Origin of the sequence: Lactococcus protaetiae, from assembly GCF_006965445.1 — a bacterium.
Classification (GTDB): domain Bacteria; phylum Bacillota; class Bacilli; order Lactobacillales; family Streptococcaceae; genus Lactococcus; species Lactococcus protaetiae.
Window position 1 is genome coordinate 92,113 of sequence record NZ_CP041356.1, and the last position, 20,843, is coordinate 112,955.

Genomic DNA, 20,843 nt, shown 5'->3' on the forward strand with positions numbered 1-20,843 from the left:
ATTTTGAAAATTTATTTTTTTAGTTCTCTATATCTGCATAGATTTCTTCAAATACTGGTGCAAATGATTCATAGATTTCTTTGAGCGTCGTTGATACTTCTTTACGTGTCTGATTATGTTTGATTTTAACATTACCTGTACGAACTTCATCTTCTCCGATAGTAATAATGAGCTCTGCTCCCAGCTTTTCTGCTGTTTTAAATTGAGCACCAAGTTTCCTATTCGAAAAATCACGTTCTACTTTGAAAGCTTGTTCACGAAGTGATTCAGTTAGCTTAGTTGCTTCAAGATTTGCTTTATCCCCCATTACTGCGATAAAAACATCAAGATTTTCCTCAGGTATAAATTCAATTTCTTGTTTTGCAACAACTAAAAGTAAACGCTCAATCCCCAGACCAAACCCAAAAGCTGGTGTAGCTGGTCCATCAAAGTACTCAACTAATCCATCGTAACGACCTCCGCCACAAACGGTCAAATCTTTACCTTCAAAGTTAACAATAAACTCAAAAATTGTATCGTTATAATAATCAAGACCGCGAACCATATTAGAGTCAATAGTATAATTGATATTTAAAGTTTCGAGAATACGCTTGACTTCTTCAAAATAATTCTTTGACGTTTCGTTGAGGTAGTCCAAAATTGATGGTGCTTTTTCCACAATGTCAATATCTTCTGGTTCTTTGCTATCCAACACACGAAGAGGATTTTCTTGGAGTCTACGGCGGCTATCTTCTGAAAGTTGTGTTTCAAAAGGTATCAGATAGTCAATCAGAGCTTTACGATATGTTTTTCTACTTTCCATATCTCCAAGAGAATTGAGTGAAAGAGTGATGCCTGTAAGACCTAGTTGACGGAAAAAGCTATCTGCCATAGCAATGATTTCAACATCAATAGCTGGATTTTTAACTCCTAAACATTCCACACCAAATTGATGAAATTGTCGCAAACGTCCTGATTGTGGGCGTTCATATCGAAACATTGGTTCTTCATACCAAATTTTGACAGGCTTGATAATTTCAGGAGCATAGAGTTTATTCTCAATATATGCACGAACTGCTCCAGCAGTTCCTTCTGGTCTAAGAGCAATGTGGCGCCCGCCTTTATCTTCAAAGTCATACATCTCTTTTGTAACAATATCGCTCGTTTCACCTGTGGCACGACTGAAAAGTTCGTAACTTTCAAACATTGGTGTACGGATTTCTTTGAAATTATAGTCATTAAATACGGCGCGAGCGATTTCCTCAATATATTGCCATTTGGCAGACTCAGCTGGAAGGATATCCGCTGTTCCTTTGGGTTTTTGAAGTTTCATTTTTTTCCTTTCAAGATGATGAAAAATTATATTTTTGTTAGTAAATCCTAAACTAACTTTTGAAGTGATTACTTCATCAGTGGGAGATTCTTTCTCTCCCACTGATATTAGTAGAACGAAAGCAAAGCTTAGTGTTGCTTATCCCGCCACCTAAAAGAGGTGGGGGATTTAGCAGACACTTGCTTAGTTAAATCAGAGTTATGGGGTTACATCTCTGCTTCACACGTTATGCATTCGCTCCAAAACGACTAGAACTGTTCCTGAAGCCTGAGCGCTAAATTCGTAATGCGAGATAGGATGTTAGCCAGCAAAAGATTATTTTTTCTCTTACTGCTTTGCGGTTAGGTAAAGAGATAAATGTTCTAAAGCGCTGAACGCTCAAAGTGTGAATGTATAGCACCTGCAACAATTAATACTGTTTAACTTTCAAACCTATCGCTTGAAGTGATTACTTCATTGGTGGGGGAATTGCGATTGATAAAAGGGCAACTCCCACTGAATTTAGGGTCAACCTCTAGGTGTAACAACTAAGCGACCTGTACGCAGTTAAAGCTGCAATAGCCTGCTTAACATCTTCGATAAAAACAATCTTCTAGATTGTAATCGCTTTTTTCAAAAAGAAAGCACCCTAAAGCTCACTTGCTCTAGGGTGCTGAATTTGCACGGTACCACCTAAAATTCGCTCACGAATGAGCCTCAGATTGATTATAACGTTATCATCGAAATCATGTCACGAATAAGAGCTGTCTCTTTCAAATCTTGTGAGCTTTCACCAAACACTCACTCTCTATCTATCATTTATTGTAACGCAAAAAGTCGCTCAAAGCAAGCGACTTTAGTAAGTTTTATAAATTAATCTGCATTTTTGAAAACTGACATATTTTTTGCAAAATAATCATATCCTGAGTAAATTGTGAAAACAAGACAAACATAGAGTAAAATTGTTCCGATATAAACTGGGTCACCTATCAAAAGAAAAATGATCGAGAGCATTTGTGTAAAGGTTTTGATTTTTCCTGGCATAGCTGCGGCAAGTACCGTTCCCCTTGCTCAACAAGAAGAAGGCGAAGTCCTGTAACAGCAAGTTCACGACAGACAATGATTGCAACAAGCCATGCTGGTGCAAGATTTAGGGCAATAAGCATGACAAAAGCTGTCATTGTCAACATTTTATCAGCAAGCGGATCAGCAAATTTACCAAAATTGGAAACGACGTGCCACTTACGAGCCAGATACCCATCAAGCCAATCTGTGAAAGAAGCCACAGCAAAAATTACTGCTGCTACAATCCAAGCAACATTTGTTGAACCAATAGTCGCACCTTTGGGCAGGTAGAGTACAATGAGAAAAATTGGAATCATAAAAATTCGCAATATGGTGAGTTGATTAGGTAGTTTCTGTTTCATAAATCTCCTTAAAACATTGACTCAAAATTTAGTTAATCATAGAGCTTCGTAAGGCAAAATGTATTTTTTTGATAACTAAAAATGAAGTTTTGTGATTTAAAATGCTGTCTTTTATATACATATACTGACGGAAATTCTGTCAGTAACTGCGACATTACTGACCAGTTGCATTTGTTGTCGTTGTACTTGTACGGTCAATTTGTAATGTAATTGTTGCTGGACCAGTGGTAGAAAGTAGTGACAAATCTAATTTTTGACCATTGATTGTGATGGTCAATCCATTTACTGTTCCAACTGAAATCACTGAACTCGTCACTCCTGTTGTCAGCACTGACGAAAGTGTTTTCATTGTACTTGAGAGAGTTTTACCTGCTGCTGTCAGGTCAGAATTACTCATTCCAACCCATATATTACTGCCATCAGCAACGGAAAACTCCACTTTCACTGGGTCTTCAATATTGGAAATATTTGCTGTAATCGCTGAGCCAGAACCTGTTACCGCTATCTTTGTATCAGGAACCCTTATGTTTGGTACTGAACTTTCAGATGTTTTGCTCGTACTTGCTACAGTAGATTTTTGGACTGATTCACTCTTTGATGTTGAATAATCATTAGTAATTAGAGTTGGTGTTTCTGGACGATTCATGATTACTGCGACAACCACAGCAACTAAAATCAGCACAGCTGCTGAGGATAAGGAGATAATAGGAACATAATGCTGCCACGTCTTCGGCTCCTCTTCTTCAGGATCAACCCTATCGCTTGGCTTCACAAAATGATAGGTTTCCTGAATATCTTCTTTATCTTCAACTGTGATACCTTTTCCTTCATCGTAAGCTTGGATAATTCGATCTGCATTTAAGCCAAGCCTTTCAGCGTATTGTTTGAGATAGGCTTTGATATAAAATTCCCCGGGCAAAGCCTTATAGTCGTCTGTTTCTAATGCGACGATATATAATTTTTGTACTTGAGTTAATTGTTCTGCTTCGGAAAGACCAAGCCCTAGCGCTGTTCGCTTTTCTTTTAGGACTTGTCCAATAGTTTTGATTGCCACCATGTCCCCCTTCGTTGTTGTACTACACATGGATTTTTTATTATAACTGTTCTTGTTTTTTATGAGATTTTGGGAATCTCGACATAGATATTGCGCTGACAGGGGTCTGTCAGTGACTTTTTGAAATATTCCGCAGCATCAGCCACCTCCTTCGCTCTCATGCAAAGTGGTTATTATTTAAAGGCAAAGCACTGCTTCTCAAAAATTTGATGTATACTCCTTTTTGAGAAATTTCTTCATCAATCTTTCAGCGATGAATGCTGTCAGTACTGACAAAAATACATTTTTACTTAGTAGGTGCTGACAGGTTTGTCAGTCTTTAGAAAATCACAAAAAATTCTGATTTTCATTTTGGCAAAATCGTGAATTCTACCAGTTTCATTTCATTAATAAATTTTTCTGCATGTTTTTCAATAACATCAAGTGTTATCTTTTCTAGGATTTCAGGAAGATCAAAAAAGTTCAAATCATCATAAATCTCGGATGCAAATTGATTAGCAATGTATTCCAAAGAGTTCAAAGAACTAAAATAATCACCAAGCATTTCACGTTTTAGCAAATCGAGATGCTCTACACTAAAATCTTTATCTATTTTATAACTTTTTAGCGCTTCTTGCAAAGCTTGACTTAATTTTTCTGGATTTTCTGTATCAGCCGTCAAAATTGAGAAATGAAATTGCTTCTCTAAATCAAAGCTAAAACCAAATGAATCATCGATTAACCCTACATTATAGAGCTTTTCGTAACGTTCACTTGTCCGTCCAAAAAGTAAATCAAGGAAAATCTGATTGGATAATTTATAAATTAATAATTCCTTTGAAGACTTAGGAAGCTCATCTTCTCCTCGAAGTCCTAATGCAAATTTGGGCATCGCCACTTCTAGCTCAATTTGGTCAAAAGAGTGAGGGTTTTCTGCTTGAAATGGTTGCCGTTTGATTTCTTCGATTTTCACAAACATTTTGTTTTCTTGATTATTTTTCACAAAATCAGCCATCTTGTTAATATCAAATGGACCTGTCAAAAACAAGTTCATATTTGAAGGATGATAAAAAGTTTCATAATTTTGATATAAATCTTCTGATGTTATGGCATTGATTGTTGCAGGTGTACCCGCAATATCTGCTGCAAGTGGTGATTCTGGATACATTTTAGCAAGCAATCCTGCAAAAAGTCTAAAATCAGAATCATCTTGATACATTTGGATTTCCTGCTGGATAATTCCTTGTTCTTTGTGAACATTTTCTTTTGTGAAATATGGTTTTTGCACAAAATCTAGTAAAAGCTGTGTGCATTCGTAACTATTTTCTCTGGTAGAAAAAAGATACGAAGTTCTGGAAAAGCTGGTAAATGCATTAGTTTGAGCTCCCAATGCACCAAACTTATACATGACATCTCCGTCTTCTTTTTCAAAAAGTTTGTGTTCCAAAAAATGAGCAATTCCCTCTGGAAAAGTTTGAAATTCAGTCGCTCCTCTAGGAATAAAAGTCGTATCAAGTGAACCAAAATTGGTTGTAAACAGGCCATAGGTCCTGTTATAATCAGCTTTAGGAAGATAATATACCGTCAAACCATTTGACAAGACATCACTAAACAAGGTTTCACCCGTTTTTTCGTAAAATTTAGTTTTCAAATTCACCTCTTACTCATCATCTTTCATATCCTGAAGAATTAATCCTTCCATAAAGTATTCTGCCTGTAATATCAAGTGACTAGCCACTCGCTGAATATCAACTTTTGACACTTCTGTCAGTAATGACAAGAATCTGTCAGTAGTCAAAAAACGCTCTGGAATCAAAGCTTTCACAAACTCCAATTCGATATTATTAGAAGGTGAATCCTTACTTACAAAATAAGTATTACGAAGCATTGTTTTTGTTTGCTCCATCTCATGACTTGTAAAATCTCCCTTTTGCAATGCCAAAAGTTGGTCAAAGATAAGCTGTTTTGCTCGGTCAAAATTTGCCGCATCAATCCCAGCAGAAATCTTGAAAAAACCACTAAAAGAGTCAAAGGTTGAAGAAATGGAATAAGCTAAACTCGCCTTTTCACGCACATTAGCAAATAATTTTGAATGTGCAAAACCACCAAGTAGACCATTCATCACTTGCAAAGCCATATAATCCACATCACCATAATTCACCTCCAAATGATAGCCTAATTGTAAAAGAGATTGTGCAGTTTCTTTTTTTTCTGTCAGCACTGACACCTTTTCTGTAAGTAGCTGTGAATAAAAAACATCACTGACAGCCGTTCTGTCAGTAAAACCAAAATCTGAAAACAGCTCAACAACGCGTTTTTCATCTACATCACCCAACACAAAAATATCCGTTGCATTATTTTTTAACAATTTTTGATAATAATCAAAAACTGCTTCTGGCGTTTCTCTTTCAATCAGTTCAACCGTTCCAACACTTGGCAATGCTTGCTCTTTATCCTCAAAAAACAAATTTGCCAACTTACGACTCGCATAATACGCTCGGTCATCATTCATAGACTCCAAATAATGAATCAAATTGGTCTGTTCTCGTTTGAAAATCGTTGGAGTAAAGGCATTTCCTGTGACATCTGGTTCAAAAAGAGCTGTCTTTAAAAACGAGATTGCTTCTCCCAGCGTATCAAAGTTCACAAACTTAGGGTTCACAACATTCATGTTAATCGAAAGGATATGCTGATTTCCTTTTTTTGACACACCTGTAGTAAAAGTTGCGCCAAACAATGAAGAAAGCTTGCGACTAAAGTCTTTTCCCGTTGTATATACTGCATTCGTTGTTTCCAACATATTGGAAATAATCACACGTTTTCCCAAATTTTTTTCTGATATTTTTTCTCGAAAGCGGACCATTATCCGTACTGTTTTAAACTTTGTTTCATTTATCACATGGAGCTTTACTCCATCTGCTATTTTATATTCCGCCAATTCACTATCACTTTCCATTATGAACTCTGTCCATAAGCTCTATTATAACAAATTTTAAAATAATTTAGTCCGCCTTTTCCATTAAAAAACACTCAGATTTTTCTGAGCATTTCCTTAGAGTCAATTTTGTTTAACTAAATTCTGTAAAAGATAGCGAAAACCTATCGCAAGTTGTATAAAACCCATTCCCAAGAAAATACCATGCAAAGGTGTAAAAGACCAGAGCAACAAAACTTGGACAAGAATAAAAGCCACCTGTAACATTCCAAAAGCTATAAAGCTGAACATTGAAAAACACTCATTTCTCAAAACCACCAGTCCGCACGAGATATTTCCCAAGCCCAATACCAAAAACAAAAAAAGACTAGGAACAAAAAAGTTATCAAAAGGTCCATTCACCAGCATCTCTGTCGTCAATCCCCAGACTCCCTCAGGATTGCTCATTCCTGCCATACCACCCAAAACCGCAACACTTCCACAAAGGAAATGCAGAAAAATACCAATTCTAATCATTTATTTCCCTCCTCATCTTATTCTAACATTCCCATAAATTTTTCAGAAATAAAAGCAAAAATTATGTTAAAATAAGGCTATGCAAAAATATACACTATTTGAAGAATATATCACTCTAGGAAAAGTCTTAAAAGAACTCGGACTAATTGCAACAGGTGGACAAGCTAAACTTTTTCTGGCTGAACACGAAGGGCAAATTTTTTACAATGGCGAAGCCGAAAACCGCCGTGGGAAAAAATTACGTGACGGTGATACCCTAGAATTTCCTAGCTTCAATCTTTCTGTTACATTTGAAAAAGCCACTGACGAAGCGATAAAAGAGCATGAAGCTGACAAAATAGAGGAAGCGCGTGTTAAAGCCTTAGTCAAAAAACTCAACATTGAAAACAAAAGTCAAAAACCAAAGAAAAAACAAGCACCACGTTTCCCAGGAAGAAAATGAAGTCAAGACTTATTCAGTGGGAGTTTCGTAAAACATTTGTCCATTTTCTCTAGTCGCTATCTTCGCTGCGCTACGCTGTCCGTTTGCTTAGCCGCAAGGCGGAGATAGCACGCACTTATTTCGATAAATACTGACAAAGTTCTGTCAGTAGTCAAAAATCCTGTCAGCATACTGACAGACTTAAATCTATGAAACTTACCAACATTCAACTCAAAAATTTCAGAAATTACGATGACCTTCAACTTACTTTCCATCCTAATTTAAACATTTTCCTCGGTCAAAACGCTCAAGGAAAGACCAATATCCTTGAAGCTATACACTTTCTCGCGCTTACACGTAGTCACAGAACTAGCCACGATAAAGAACTCATTCGTTGGAACAAAGATGAAATGAGAGTCGCTGGTTTAGTTGAAAAATCACATACTAAAGTCCCTCTTGAGGTCCAACTTACCACAAAAGGGCGGATTGCAAAAGTCAACCATCTCAAAGAAAATCGAATTGCCGACTATATTGGTCAACTCAACCTCATTATGTTTGCTCCCGAAAACCTCGAACTCGTCAAAGGAGCGCCGAACATCCGTCGCAGATTTATGGATATTGAACTCGGTCAAATACGTCCCATTTACCTTTATGACAGTATGCGCTATAATCGTGCCTTAAAAGAGCGAAATGCGTACCTAAAATTTGATAAATCCAAGATTGACAAGAATTTTCTTGCTGTTCTTGATGAACAACTGCTTGAGCATGGCAACAAAATCATGATTGAACGTAAACAGTTTATCCAGAAACTCGAAAATCATGCAAAAAAAATTCACAAGCAGCTCACTCACAATCTCGAAGAATTAAAAATATCTTATGTTCAAAATGTCAAGGAAAACTTTGCTTCAGAGCTTCTTGCCAGACAAGACCACGATATTTTTCGTCACCAGACAAGCATCGGTCCTCACCGCGATGACCTCCAATTCTTTATCAATGAGATTAATGTCGCCGATTTTGGTAGTCAGGGTCAACAACGAACAGTTGCCCTTTCAATTAAGCTCGCTGAGATCGATTTAATTTTTGAAGAAACTGGCGAATATCCAATTTTGCTCCTAGATGATGTCATGAGTGAGCTAGATAATCACCGTCAGCTTGACCTCATCGCGACAGCACTCAATAAAACCCAAACCTTTATCACCACCACAACACTTGACCACCTCAAAAATTTACCTGATGGTCTGAGTATCTTTAATGTTGAAAAAGGTGAAATCAAAAAAGCAGATTAATCTGCTTTTTCAAATACTTCTTTCGCCACAAAAATAGCATTAAGCACTCTAGGAAATCCGACATAAGGTGCACAATGAATAAAAGTTTCCACAATTTCCTCTTTCGTCAGTCCAACATTTAGCGAAGCTTGAATATGCACGCGCAACTGATTTTCACAACCACCTTGTGTCAAAAGGCTCGTAATCGTAATCATTTCACGCTGTTTGAAATCCAAGCACTTTCTGTCATAAATCGTCCCAAAAGCAAATTCCAACATCATATCATTCAAGTCTGGTGCAATATCTTTGAGGGCTTCAAATACACCCTCCGCAGCTGCTCCATCAATCTCAGCAAGATTTTTCAAGCCAATTTCTTTTTTGTTCATCATTATTTCCTCCAATCTATGATAAAATCAGTATAAACTATCAAGTATACTTGAGGGCAAGCTAAAAATGACAACTACTTATAAAATTTCTGAAATTTCAGCGCTGACAGGTCTGTCTATATCAACATTACGTTATTACGAGGATCTTGAACTTCTCAAACCTCAAAGAAATACCAACAATTATCGCGTCTTCACAGATGATGATCTGCGTTGGATTGAATTTATCAGTCGTGCCAAGGCAACAGGAATGGCCCTTACCAAAATCGTCGAATACTCAAAACTTCGTGAGCAAGGTGAACATACCATTATTCAACGCATTTCCCTTCTCATCGAGCAGGAAAAGATACTTCTTACGCAAAAAGAAGAAATTGAAAATCATATTAAGTTCCTACAAGACAAAAAACATCATTATTATGATTTATTAGAAAAACGAAACTCGGAAAATTAATTCCGAGTTTTTCTGTATTAATTACCTCACGATACAAAATAAATACCATCATATCCAAAACAACATTTCAGTAATGAAATCTTTATAACTTTTTGAAGTGATTACTTCATTGGTGGGGAATTCTTTCTCCCCCACGAATGTTAGGAAACAACCTCTAGGTGCAACCTGTACGCAGCTAAAGCTGCAACAGTCTGCTTAACATCAAAGATATGAGGTCACACCTCCGCTTCGCTTCGTTATCCATTCGCTCTATCTCCGCTTTGCTGCGCTGTCGATTTCGCTAAGTTGCTAAAGCAACAAGCTCAAATCGCAATCGCTAAAGCGCCAAGACCCTAGGGCAGTAGAACGAAAGCAAAGCTTGCCATCCCGCCTTATCACTTTGCCTTTTGCTCTTACTGCTTTAGCAGTTAGCTTCGCATGACCATTGGCTGTAAGGCACTAAAGTGCCGATGAACATTTGTCCTCTATCTCTAGGTCACTAAAGTGACAAGAATAGAGGCAACGCCAAATGGCAATCAAACGGACAGCGTAGCAACGAAGTTGCGGAGACCGTTCGCAGAACGGCGGGCGAAGCACGTAGCACCGTAGCGAGGATGAACAGCGGAGCCCAAAGGGCGGAGATAGTACGCACTTGCTAAGTTAAAATACAAATAGTATATTTATTCATTCCAAAATTCTTCTGCTAAATGTTGACCTTGCTCGATTTTTGCCCATTGTTCCTTTTGATTGAGTTCATTTCCATTATCACATGAAGCAAAACCACATTGATGTGAGAGATAGAGCCTCTCTTTTGGTAAAATCTGCGCCGCTTCCTCTAACAATTTTTTCACACGCACTTCATCATCCAATTCTGCTGTTTTACTTGACAAAAGCCCAAGCACCACCTCAGTATCACGATTTTTAAACACTTCTAGCGCTTTTAAAGAACCCGCGCGTTCATCATCCCATTCCAGAAAGAAACGATCGTACTTAAAATTCTTTAAAAATAAATCTGCGATTTTATCATAAGAGCCTGCGCCCATATTTCGGCTTGCATAATTTCCACGACAGTTATGTGTCCACACTGTCAAGCCCAAATCATGTGCATAATCAATTACTTCATTGTTTATTTCAATAAATATTTGTGCTAATTCTAGTGCTGCAGTATTTTGGTCAATAGCTTGCCCTGTAAATGGTGAATTTGGGTTATCTTCTGCGAAAATTTCCCAAAGACAATCATCAAACTGCAAAATCTCTCCACCATTATCTGCATATTCACTCACAAAATCTTTATAAGCCTGAACCAAATCTTTTCGCAAATCATCTGTATTTTCATAAACAGCACCAATCCAACATTGTCCGACCAAGATAATTCTCCGAAAATATGTGAAGGAGATGGAATGCAAAGTTTCACTGTCTGGTTTTCTCCAGCTAAAGTTTTCAAACGCTTAAAAATACTAATAAAATGGTGGTTTTTACCTGATAACTTTCCGACAATGCGTACACCAATATCCTTGCGTGTTTCATATCTGCTCTCACCATCAAAATCACGGAAATAATAACCATGCTCAGCAACATAGCGCTCAACGCCACCCAGCCCCCAAACAAAATCTGTATGCCAAAGAGATTTCGAAAACTCGCCATCAGAAATAACAGAAAGTCCATGCGCCTTTTGTTCCTCAACAATCACTTTCGTAGCTTTTTCCTCAACTTCAGCATAATTAGAAATATCATCATAAAATGGATAAGTAATATCTGTACGCCCCTGAAGCTCATCTTTTATCGCAAGCAAATCTGATGGACGAAGTAAACTCCCGACAATTGCAAAATGTTTTGACATAATATTTTCCTCACAAATAAAATAAGATATACCCAATTAGGTATGTCTTATCATATCATTATCTTATCATCATGTATAATACTTATAAAATATCAATCATTATAACTAAAATCTATACCTCATCACGCAACTCCACATCATAAGGCGCAACCACAGTCTTCAATTCATCTAAGTAGAGTTGGGCTTGAAGGCTCAAAAGTGCCGATTTTTGTGAAATCCAGCCGATTTCAATCCGATCCTCAACAGCAAGAGGAATAGAGATGATGTTATCTCCATTCAAATCACTACTTACAATCCCCGTTGAAATAGTATAACCATTTAAGCCAATCATTAAATTAAAAATCGTCGCACGGTCTCCAACTTTAATATCCTTTTTCGCATAAATCGTACTCAAAATCTCCTCAGAAAAATAAAAGGAATTATGCTCGCCTTGCTCATAAGACAAACGTGGATATTCCTCTAAATCCTCTAAAGTCACAAACTCCAGCTGTGCTAACGGATTGGTCGAACTCACAAAAACATGGGGTTTTGCAACAAATAAAGGATGGAAAACGAGCCGATTTTCTCGAAGAATTTTATCAATCACCTGCCCATTATAATTATTTTTATAAAGCACGCCCAATTCTGAGCGCAGTGCCTTCACATCTTCGATAATCTCATAAGTCCGCGCTTCGCGCAAAGTATATTCATATTCACTGCTTTGCGTTTTCTTGACCATATTGACAAAAGCATTTACTGCAAAAGCATAGTGTTGAGTAGAAATGGCACAAAGTCTACGTGAGGGTTGTTTATTAAGCCAACGAGATTCTAATAAATCAGATTGCTCTAGGACTTGTCTAGCATATCCTAAAAATTCGGTGCCGTCTTGTGTCAAAGAAATCCCTTTACTTGTCCTTTTGAAAAGTGTGCTTCCTACTGTTTCCTCAAGGTCTTTCATTGATTTTGACAAGCTTGGCTGTGTAATATACAGAGCATCCGCAGCCTGATTTATCGAACCAATGCGTGCGATTTCGGTAAAATATTTAAGTTGCTGAAGAGAAAAAGACATATTAGACTCCTTTGAAGTTGCTACTTTATCAATAAAGTTTCACTCATAACCACTAATATTGAGGAAAAAATTGTTTCCTAAATAAGATTTATTATAAAAAATTCTGAATTTATTTTTCTATTTTTTTGATTTTACTACTTTGAGCACAAAAAAACAACACTCAATGTGTTGTTTTTCCTGTTTATCAAAACAAGTGCGTGCTAATACTCCGACCTCTTAGGTCGGAGATAAAGCAGCACTAAGCTTTGAATTTCGTCCGACTGCCATAGGGCGTTGGCGCTTTTAGCGCCTAGGCTTCTTGGACAAGACCACTTCGCCTTGCGACTTTAGTCGCTTAGAGCGAATGGATAACGAAGCGAAGCGGAGGTGTGACCTCATATCGAAGATGTGAGGTTGTGCCCTAAATTCAGTGGCGAGTCGAAACTCCCACTGAATAAGTCTTTACTTCATTAGTAGCCTTCTGGATGAGAACTATGCCATTTCCAAGCATTTTCAATGATATGTTCTAAACTATGCTTTACCTGCCAATGTAAGATTTCCCCTGCTTTTGCACTATCAGCGACAAGCTCATCAGGATCACCAGGTCGTCGTTCCCCAATTTTACTTGGTATTTTCTTACCCGTTACTTTCCTTGCAGTCTCAAGGACTTCAAGATTACTATAACCCTGTGAACTCCCAAGATTAAATTGGTCTGACTTCCCTCCAGCTTTGAGATATTCTAATGCTTTGATGTGTGCATCAATCAGATCTTCCATATCTATATAATCTCGAACACAGGTGCCATCAACGGTATTGTAGTCATTACCATAAATTGTGATGAAATCGCGTTTTCCTAGTGCCACTTGCAATATAATTGGAATCAAATGTGTTTCATTTTTGTGTGCTTCACCAATATGTCCATCATTTGAAGCTCCAGCCACATTGAAATAACGGAGTGCTACATAAGTCATATCAGTCGCCGTTGATTGCCATTTCATCATTTTTTCCATGATGAGTTTACTCTCACCATAAGGATTAATAGGTTTTTGCGGTGTTATTTCTGAGATTGGACTTACTTCTGGGATACCAAAAGTTGCTGCTGTACTTGAAAATACGATATGCTTAACGTCAAATTCTTCCATTGTTTCTAGGATAACTTGAGCGCCTCCAACATTATTATTAAAGTATTTCAATGGTTTTTGCATTGATTCTCCAACAAGGGAATAGGCACAAAAATGCATAATTCCTTCAATGTTTGTTTCTTTCCTAAAAACTTCACGAAGGAAATCTCGATTACGGACGTCTCCCTCATAGAAACGTACCGCCTGCGGTACTGCCTCAGCATGCCCTGTCACTAAATTGTCGACCACAGCAACATCATAACCAGACGTTTGTAGTATATCAACTGCGTGTGAACCTATATAGCCTGCACCGCCAAGTACTAAAACTGTCATAAACACCTCCATGTTTCACAGATTTATCGAAGTAAGTGGGAGTTGCCCTTTTATCAGTCGAATCGCCTTTTGCTCTTACCATTTCGTCTTGCCAGCTTTGCTGGATTGCGATTTGAACTTCCGACTTCAGTCGGTTAGTGAAATCGACAGCGGAGCAAAGTGGAGATAGAACGAATGGATAGCGTAGCGCAGCGAAGATAGCGACTAGAGAAAATGGACAAATATTTTACGAAACTCCCACTGAATAAGTTTTGACTTCATTATACCAAGATGTGAGCAGCACCGTCAAGAAGCGGAGAGAGATAGAAAAATGTAGTTCTGCTCAAAGAGCAGGTTCCAGTTGCCACTTCGACTCATCGCTTCAGCGATGTAGCGAGAATGGACAGCGGAGCTATCTTCTCTCATAGCTTCTGGTGTTGCGAACTCAGTTATACCAAGATGTGAGCACGATTGGCAAGAAATGATGAAAAATGCCATTTGGCTCTTTGTGCTTCAGCACATAGCTTCGCATGACCACAGGACATTTGTCCGTTTGCTTAGGGGCTAAAGCCCCAAAAGCAAAAGGCATTGGCTGTAAGCTGCTAAAGCAGCAACGCCAAATGGCAATCCAATGGACAGCGTAGTGCTGAAAGCATGGAGATAGGAAATTTCAAGGATCTTTGCGTAGCAAAGGTTCTGGAATTTCTCTTTTTTGCTCATTTCTAATCATGCGAACTCAATTATACCAAAATAAGAATTATTTCGATACTCTCATTTAACTCTATTTATATTCAGTTGTTGATAAAATCAATAAATTTATAAAAAGCAGCTTGACCTTTTTCATCATCTTTAAATACTCCTGCATCTTGAAGAACTTTTTCAAAGACAGCACCAATTGCTTGTTGAACGGTTTCATGAACATCCTTTGGGTTTATTTTTTGTGTTTCTCTCAATTCTTTAGCCCACGGGAGATGAATTTCGTTGATTTCATTTGGTTCATCAATAAGATATTTCTCAACTTCTTTAAGTTCTGTTTTCAGTCTTGGTGGAAGAATGGCAAGCCCCATTACTTCAATCAAGCCAATATTCTCTTTTTTAATATGATGCAATTCTTGATGCGGATGGAATACTCCATCAGGAAATTCTAAGCTGGTATTATTATCTCTTAAAACTAAATCAATAATATAACCCTCTTTATTTTTGCTTGCAATTGGTGTAATCGTATGATGCTGCACACCATCAACTGTCACAGCAGTAATTTGCAAACTTTCATCATTATAACAACGCCATTTCTTTAAAATTTCCGTACTTGCAGCTAAAAGTTCTGCTTTGTTATTACTTTGAAGGCGTAGGACAGACATGGGCCAATTTACAATCCCTGCATGGATATTAGAATAATTTTTTAGTTGGATTTGCGTACGAATACTAGCCTTCATCATCGGAAAGTTATAACGTCCTGCTTGATAATGGTCATGAGTTAAGATTGAACCACCAACTATTGGTAAATCTGCATTTGAGCCAATCATATAGTGAGGAAAAACATCAAGAAAATCCAGCAAATTTTCAAAAGCCTGACGATTAATTTTCATTGGCTGATGCTTTTCATTGAAAACAATCGAATGCTCATTGTAATAGGCATACGGTGAGTATTGAAAACCCCAGTTTGCTCCATTAAGTTCCATCCGAATCACTCTATGATTGCTTCTTGCAGGATGATTACTTCCACCATATAATCCCTCATTTTCAAGACATAATGCACATTTAGGATAAGCTGAATTTTTTTGTGCTTTTGCGGCTGCAATCGCTTTGGGATCTTTTTCAGGTTTGGAAAGGTTAATAGTAATTTCTAAATCACCATATTTTGTCGGATGAATAAAGGCGATATTTTTTGCAATATCTCTTGTTTTGACTTGATTAATTTCACGCGCTAGATGGTAAAAATAGTCTGTCGCGTTTTTAGGGTTTTTCTTATATTTCTCCCAAAAATCATGGTTAATTTGGCTAGGCCTTGGGGTGATAAAATCCATTAATGCAGCTTCGAAAAATTCAGACTCTGTTTCGTCAAACTGATGATTCTCACGAGCAGTGTCTAACAGCGCATCCATTATAAGTAGAGAATTTTCCTGATTTTTATTTTCACTTGTTTTCGGCTGTTCCCAGTTATCCAGTCCCAAAAAATGAAGGAGTTGATTACGCAAGTAGATATTGTCCATCGCTTCAATCGCTCCATTTTTTAGCGCCAAATCTACAAAATCTTGAATGGTTTGATATATTGACATTTCTACTTCCAATCTAATACTGTTTAACTTCTAAAAGTTCCTTTTAGAAGTTACTTCGCTGCGCTACGTTGGCGATGCTCGCTACGCCAGCAAGCTAGCTAGTCGCAGTCGCAACCTTTGCACTCTACGCAAACCGCCTCTTGCGCTTACCATTTCGCCTTGCCAGCTCTGCTGGCTTAGAGCGAATGGATAGCGTAACGTAGTGAAGATGACGCACTGCATCAAGGTTGCGAATAAGAAAAGCACAGCTTTTCTCAATCGTCGCAAGGCAGTATATCTGCAGTTCAACTACTAAATCTGTTTAATACAGATTTAGAGGTGAACTAGTATGAAGTCAAGACTTATTCAGTGGGAGTTTCAACTTCCCACTGAATTTAGGGCACAACCTCTAGGTGTAACAACTAAGCGACCTGTACGCAGCTAAAGCTGCAACAGTCTGCTTAACATCTTCGATATGAGGTCACCCTGTCCCAGAAGCCTAAGTGCTAAAGCACTAACGCCCTAGGGCAGTCGGACGAAATTCAAAGTTAGTGCTGCTTCATCCCCTACCTAAGATAGGATAGCCGTTGTTGCTTTAGCAACTTACGGATATGCTAGTTGTTACACCTAGGTAGGGGTGTTAGCACGCACTTACTTCGATAAATTATTCTACGTCTAATTTTGTTGTTCCTGAACCAATTTGAGCAACATAGAAGCTTGCTGGATAACCCACGACTTTTTCATATTCATTACCGACTGCTTTTTCAAACGTAGAAACATTATCATGGGCAACCAATGCGATAGCGCAACCACCAAATCCTGCGCCTGTCATTCTAGCGCCCAAGACACCTGGTTGTTTTTGGGCAGTTTCCGCCAAAGTATCAAGCTCAAGTCCTGTGACTTCATAATCATTTTTCAATGAAGCATGAGAATCATTAAGCAATTCGCCAAATTTTGTCAGATTTCCTGCAACAAAAGCTTTTTGAGCGACTTTTGTACGGTTGTTTTCGTAAACGGCATGACGAGCGCGTTTAATCAGTGTTTCGTCGCCAATTAAACCAACATTAGCATCAAATTCTTCGTTTGAAAGTTCACCAAGCGCTTTAATATCAAGCTTTGTTTGCATACGTTTCAGAGCTTCTCGTGTTTCAGCAAACCGTTCATTATATTTTGACTCGGTCAAGGCGCGTGGTTTATTCGTATTCATGATGACGATGTCATAATCACGCAATTCGACAGGAACCATTTCATATTTAAGCGTATTGCAATCAAGTAAAATCGCTTTTTTCACTTCACCAAAGCCAATGGCAAACTGATCTAAAATCCCTGAATTGACACCAATAAAATCGTTTTCCGTCTTTTGACCAAGCTGCACGAGTTCAAGACGAGGCACCTTTAAGTCAAATAAATCATCAAGGATGACGCCGACTAACAACTCAAGTGATGCAGATGAAGAAAGTCCTGATGCTGTTGGGATTTCACCTTTTATTAAAAGCTCAAAACCTTTATCAATCGTATATCCTGCTCCCTGCAGCATGGTAATCATACCTTTGACGTAGTTTGACCAGCTTTCATCATGTTTTTGATTGCTTTCTGAAAGGTCAAATTCTATTATTCCCGCTTCTGAGAAATTTTCTGAGAAAAGTCTGATTTTATTATCTTTGCGTAAACGAGCCAAACCAGTTGTTCCGATTGTGATGGAGGCTGGAAAAACATAACCTCCATTATAGTCGGTATGCTCACCAATCAGGTTGATTCTACCTGGACTAAAGAAATATTCTACATTATCCGCTCCACCAAAGACCGTTTTAAATTTCTCTGTCAAAGCTGATAAAATCGTACTGTTTTCTACTACTACTGACATTTTTACTCTCCTATGTTTACTTTATAGATTGTTTCCGCGTGGTAGGTATCACCTGCTTTGAGCGAAATATCGCCCAATTCTGGAATTTGTGGTGAACCTGGTGCAACTTGTGTTTCAAAAGTCATTCCACCATGGTTTACTTCTGCTTTTCCACGATAAATCGTACCTAAATCACCAAAATTTGCGGTGAATATAACAATACTTGGCTGGTTCGTATAAACCGAAATGCTCAAATCATCAAGTGATAAGCGTGCTTGTGCTTTATCCATGCTCACTTCGTCAAGGACAAAGCCGTGGTCAAGTCCGTCAACCAATGTGATTTGCGGATCATTGCTCACAAAGGCTTCAGAAAGAAGTTTGTCTGCCCGAAAATCAAACGGTGTCTCTGTCACATCGTCAATTTCTCCGCGAACAACCTCTGTCTTATCCAAAAGCGGAACATAACGCGAAGCGGCTATTTGGAGTCGATGATTGTCCAGTGGAATACTGGCGTCACCACTGAGGTTAAAATAAACATGACCTGTTGGATTGAAGACCGTGTCTTTGTCAGATACGGCAAAATATTCTATTTTCCATTCGCCTAATTCGTTAAAAGTATGGATAACTGTAAACTGAAGGTTTCCTGGATAACCACCGTCACCGTCTTTTAAAGTAAGAAAATATTTCACACCAGCGGTATCTTTCGTTTCAAATGTCTCAGCTTGCCAAAGTTGCGATTGTGTGGGGTTTGCTCCACCGTGGATGGCTTGTGGAAAATCATTTTGCTCAAGTTGTATCGTTTTTCCATTAATAACTACAATACCATCTTTGGTTCGTCCAGCTATACGCCCAACGGTTGCTCCGGGAAATATGTCTTTTTCTACATATTCTTGTGCGGAATCAAATCCTAAAATGATACTTTTTCCGTTTACTTTCCAATCAACGACTCGCGCGCCAAAGTTGGTAAAAGAGATGGTCATCCCCATTTTATTTTCAATGGTGAAAAGTTTTGCACCAAGTCCAAAATCTGCTGTTGTAATTTTCATACTTTTCCTCAAATAGAGCCAACTTATTGTCAGCTCCATCATTCTACCAATAGACTTGAATCATCATAAAGCTGTTCTCCCTCAACTGACTTGAAATAGGGGATAACATGATTTTTAGAACTTTAAGAAGTGCAGTCGTATCGGTAAGTTAATTTATTATTTGAAGCGTTCTTCAAGTTCTGCTACGATTTCTTGGTGACGTTTTTCAGTTAATTTCACTTTGAAGAGATAAATGGTAAGTGAGATAATCATCAAGATAGCTGGAATAATGAAGGCATAAAGTTTAAATGTTGCCACTCCATAAGTGTGTCCTGCGATATATTTTGAACCAGTCATTCCAGCAGCAATTGCAACAAAACCATAAATTCCGTTTGAGAAAGCTCCAGCAATCTTGTCAAGTAGTGGACGCATCGCAAGAGTTACTGCTTCATTACGAACTCCATTTTTCCATTGCCCATATTCGACCGAGTCAGTAATTGTCATCAAGACAGACAAGAATACGAGTTGATATGGTGTAGTCAAAAAGATTAATCCAGCAACTGTCATTGGAACTGAGCTACCGACAGCAAATAAAATATAGCCAACAAGCATTGAGATAATCGCCCCAGTTAAAACTTTACGACGACCAAATTTTTTAGCTAAAATTGGAAACATTGGAACCAAAATGATTGAGCCAATAAATCCAACAATCCCTGTGATTGAGTAAAGGCTTGCATTACCGATGACGAAGGTAAAGTTCAAAATCAGTGTCGCAGTTGTGGCAACATAAGCAATCGCAAACAAAATGTAAGAAAGAGATAACCACATCAACTGATCATTTTTTACCAAAGCTTTAAAAACATCAAGTGTGTTTGTTTTTGTTCCTTGTTGACGAATTGTTGACTGTTGTTCTTTTGTTCCCCAAGCAGTAACTAAAGCTGAAATTCCTTGAACTAAGGCAGCTATGACACCAAAAGCAAAGAAACCTCGTGCACCTTGTATATGTCCACCTTTTGTAAAGGCAATGGTGATTGGGATAGCAAGAATTGTTGCGCCTTGTGCTCCAATAGCTGAACCGAAACGAGCAAATGTTCCTAAAGTTTCACGTTCTGAATTTTTTTCTGATAAGGCTGGAATCATTGACCAAAAAGCAATGTCTTTGAATGAATAGAAGGCGTCTAGAATAATAAAGGCAATGATGAATACGATTGCAAACAATGTTCGGTTGTCACTTTTAGCTAGGCCAAAAAAGTCAGAAAACATCAGCATAATCATCAGAGAGGACATAATCCCTCCAATCACTAACCACGGTTTAAATTTTCCCCAACGTGTTTGTGTATTGTCAATGATTGAACCAATAATTGGGTCAAAAACAATTTCAATCAACCGGATAATAACAACCAAACCAGTGACTAGTGCAATCATTGCATCTTCATGCGGTGAACCTGCAAACATTTGAGCCGTCACAAAGGCTATAAAAAATGTACTGATTGAGTAATAATAGACATCGTGCCCTAATGCACCGAATGCATACGATAAACGTTGTTTCATTTTTCCCTTATTCATGGGAATCCTCCTTATAGATTTCTTTTTTGAAATCGCTCACATTTATAGTATAGCATTCAAATTTAAGAAAGAGTTTCCAATTCTTAAACACTTCTTTGGAAACACTTCCAATTCTTAATAAAAAAATTACTGACAGATTGTCAGTAAATA

General features: G+C 38.0%; 15 protein-coding genes and 2 pseudogenes. 3 read left to right on the top strand and 14 right to left on the bottom strand.

What is annotated here, in order from left to right:
• Positions 1-19: 19 nt before the first annotated feature.
• From hisS to FLP15_RS00455, 6 genes and pseudogenes are all read right to left on the bottom strand, one after another.
• Complete coding sequence (gene hisS, locus FLP15_RS00430) at positions 20-1,312, bottom strand: histidine--tRNA ligase (RefSeq protein WP_142765577.1); 1,293 nt, start codon at positions 1,310-1,312, stop codon at positions 20-22.
• Positions 1,313-2,164: 852 nt separating this feature from the next.
• A pseudogene (gene pgsA / locus FLP15_RS00435) lies at positions 2,165-2,718 on the bottom strand (CDP-diacylglycerol--glycerol-3-phosphate 3-phosphatidyltransferase).
• 154 nt (positions 2,719-2,872) lie between these two features.
• Entirely contained in the window at positions 2,873-3,775 is a 903-nt protein-coding gene (locus tag FLP15_RS00440) for a helix-turn-helix domain-containing protein (protein WP_142765578.1), read from the bottom strand.
• 343 nt (positions 3,776-4,118) lie between these two features.
• Positions 4,119-5,402 carry an EF-P 5-aminopentanol modification-associated protein YfmH gene (yfmH, locus tag FLP15_RS00445; protein ID WP_190288314.1) on the bottom strand — a complete coding sequence of 428 codons (1,284 nt, stop codon included), beginning with the start codon at positions 5,400-5,402 and terminating at the stop codon, positions 4,119-4,121.
• A 9-nt stretch (positions 5,403-5,411) separates the two neighbouring features.
• On the bottom strand, positions 5,412-6,689 hold the full coding sequence (yfmF, locus tag FLP15_RS00450) for an EF-P 5-aminopentanol modification-associated protein YfmF (RefSeq protein ID WP_342588751.1): 1,278 nt from the start codon (positions 6,687-6,689) through the stop codon (positions 5,412-5,414).
• Between the two features lie 120 nt (positions 6,690-6,809).
• A complete protein-coding gene (locus FLP15_RS00455; protein WP_142765580.1) occupies positions 6,810-7,202 on the bottom strand; it encodes a hypothetical protein in 393 nt (130 codons plus the stop codon).
• Between the two features lie 79 nt (positions 7,203-7,281).
• Here FLP15_RS00455 and yaaA point away from each other — a divergent pair, with 79 nt between their 5' ends.
• Together yaaA and recF are read left to right on the top strand one after the other, a co-directional pair.
• Positions 7,282-7,644, top strand: coding sequence for a S4 domain-containing protein YaaA (yaaA, locus tag FLP15_RS00460; RefSeq protein WP_142765581.1), 363 nt, complete (start codon positions 7,282-7,284; stop codon positions 7,642-7,644).
• 188 nt (positions 7,645-7,832) lie between these two features.
• Positions 7,833-8,909, top strand: coding sequence for a DNA replication/repair protein RecF (gene recF, locus FLP15_RS00465; RefSeq protein ID WP_142765582.1), 1,077 nt, complete (start codon positions 7,833-7,835; stop codon positions 8,907-8,909).
• Here the strand turns inward: recF and FLP15_RS00470 are convergent.
• A complete protein-coding gene (locus FLP15_RS00470; protein WP_142767395.1) occupies positions 8,906-9,274 on the bottom strand; it encodes a carboxymuconolactone decarboxylase family protein in 369 nt (122 codons plus the stop codon). The genes recF and FLP15_RS00470 overlap by 4 nt on opposite strands.
• 67 nt (positions 9,275-9,341) lie before the next feature.
• On the opposite strand from FLP15_RS00470, the gene FLP15_RS00475 reads away from it, so the two are divergent.
• Positions 9,342-9,722, top strand: a complete 381-nt coding sequence (locus tag FLP15_RS00475) for a MerR family transcriptional regulator (RefSeq protein WP_142765583.1) — start codon at positions 9,342-9,344, stop codon at positions 9,720-9,722.
• A gap of 659 nt (positions 9,723-10,381) precedes the next feature.
• On the opposite strand, the pseudogene FLP15_RS00480 reads toward FLP15_RS00475, so the two are convergent.
• The 7 genes and pseudogenes from FLP15_RS00480 to FLP15_RS00510 form a co-directional block, all read right to left on the bottom strand.
• A pseudogene (locus FLP15_RS00480) lies at positions 10,382-11,544 on the bottom strand (uroporphyrinogen decarboxylase/cobalamine-independent methonine synthase family protein).
• A gap of 109 nt (positions 11,545-11,653) precedes the next feature.
• Positions 11,654-12,589, bottom strand: a complete 936-nt coding sequence (locus FLP15_RS00485; protein WP_142765584.1) for a LysR family transcriptional regulator — start codon at positions 12,587-12,589, stop codon at positions 11,654-11,656.
• 449 nt (positions 12,590-13,038) lie between these two features.
• On the bottom strand, positions 13,039-14,022 hold the full coding sequence (gene galE / locus FLP15_RS00490) for a UDP-glucose 4-epimerase GalE (protein ID WP_142765585.1): 984 nt from the start codon (positions 14,020-14,022) through the stop codon (positions 13,039-13,041).
• A 770-nt stretch (positions 14,023-14,792) separates the two neighbouring features.
• Entirely contained in the window at positions 14,793-16,280 is a 1,488-nt protein-coding gene (gene galT / locus FLP15_RS00495) for a UDP-glucose--hexose-1-phosphate uridylyltransferase (RefSeq protein WP_142765586.1), read from the bottom strand.
• A 643-nt stretch (positions 16,281-16,923) separates the two neighbouring features.
• Positions 16,924-18,123: a galactokinase gene (locus FLP15_RS00500; protein WP_142765587.1), complete on the bottom strand. Its 1,200-nt coding sequence runs from the start codon at positions 18,121-18,123 to the stop codon at positions 16,924-16,926.
• A 2-nt stretch (positions 18,124-18,125) separates the two neighbouring features.
• Positions 18,126-19,148: an aldose epimerase family protein gene (locus tag FLP15_RS00505; RefSeq protein ID WP_142765588.1), complete on the bottom strand. Its 1,023-nt coding sequence runs from the start codon at positions 19,146-19,148 to the stop codon at positions 18,126-18,128.
• A gap of 156 nt (positions 19,149-19,304) precedes the next feature.
• Complete coding sequence (locus FLP15_RS00510; RefSeq protein ID WP_142765589.1) at positions 19,305-20,693, bottom strand: glycoside-pentoside-hexuronide (GPH):cation symporter; 1,389 nt, start codon at positions 20,691-20,693, stop codon at positions 19,305-19,307.
• Between the last annotated feature and the right edge of the window lie 150 nt (positions 20,694-20,843).

Bases quoted from the DNA above. Each gene is read 5' to 3' on its own strand.
- hisS (WP_142765577.1), bottom strand. From the start codon at position 1,312: ATGAAACTTCAAAAACCCAAAGGAACAGCGGATATCCTTCCAGCTGAG.
- FLP15_RS00440 (WP_142765578.1), bottom strand. From the start codon at position 3,775: ATGGTGGCAATCAAAACTATTGGACAAGTCCTAAAAGAAAAGCGAACA.
- FLP15_RS00455 (WP_142765580.1), bottom strand. From the start codon at position 7,202: ATGATTAGAATTGGTATTTTTCTGCATTTCCTTTGTGGAAGTGTTGCG.
- yaaA (WP_142765581.1), top strand. From the start codon at position 7,282: ATGCAAAAATATACACTATTTGAAGAATATATCACTCTAGGAAAAGTC.
- recF (WP_142765582.1), top strand. From the start codon at position 7,833: ATGAAACTTACCAACATTCAACTCAAAAATTTCAGAAATTACGATGAC.
- FLP15_RS00470 (WP_142767395.1), bottom strand. From the start codon at position 9,274: ATGAACAAAAAAGAAATTGGCTTGAAAAATCTTGCTGAGATTGATGGA.
- FLP15_RS00475 (WP_142765583.1), top strand. From the start codon at position 9,342: ATGACAACTACTTATAAAATTTCTGAAATTTCAGCGCTGACAGGTCTG.
- FLP15_RS00485 (WP_142765584.1), bottom strand. From the start codon at position 12,589: ATGTCTTTTTCTCTTCAGCAACTTAAATATTTTACCGAAATCGCACGC.
- galE (WP_142765585.1), bottom strand. From the start codon at position 14,022: ATGACAGTTTTAGTACTTGGCGGTGCAGGCTATATAGGTTCACACGCA.
- galT (WP_142765586.1), bottom strand. From the start codon at position 16,280: ATGTCAATATATCAAACCATTCAAGATTTTGTAGATTTGGCGCTAAAA.
- FLP15_RS00500 (WP_142765587.1), bottom strand. From the start codon at position 18,123: ATGTCAGTAGTAGTAGAAAACAGTACGATTTTATCAGCTTTGACAGAG.
- FLP15_RS00505 (WP_142765588.1), bottom strand. From the start codon at position 19,148: ATGAAAATTACAACAGCAGATTTTGGACTTGGTGCAAAACTTTTCACC.
- FLP15_RS00510 (WP_142765589.1), bottom strand. From the start codon at position 20,693: ATGAATAAGGGAAAAATGAAACAACGTTTATCGTATGCATTCGGTGCA.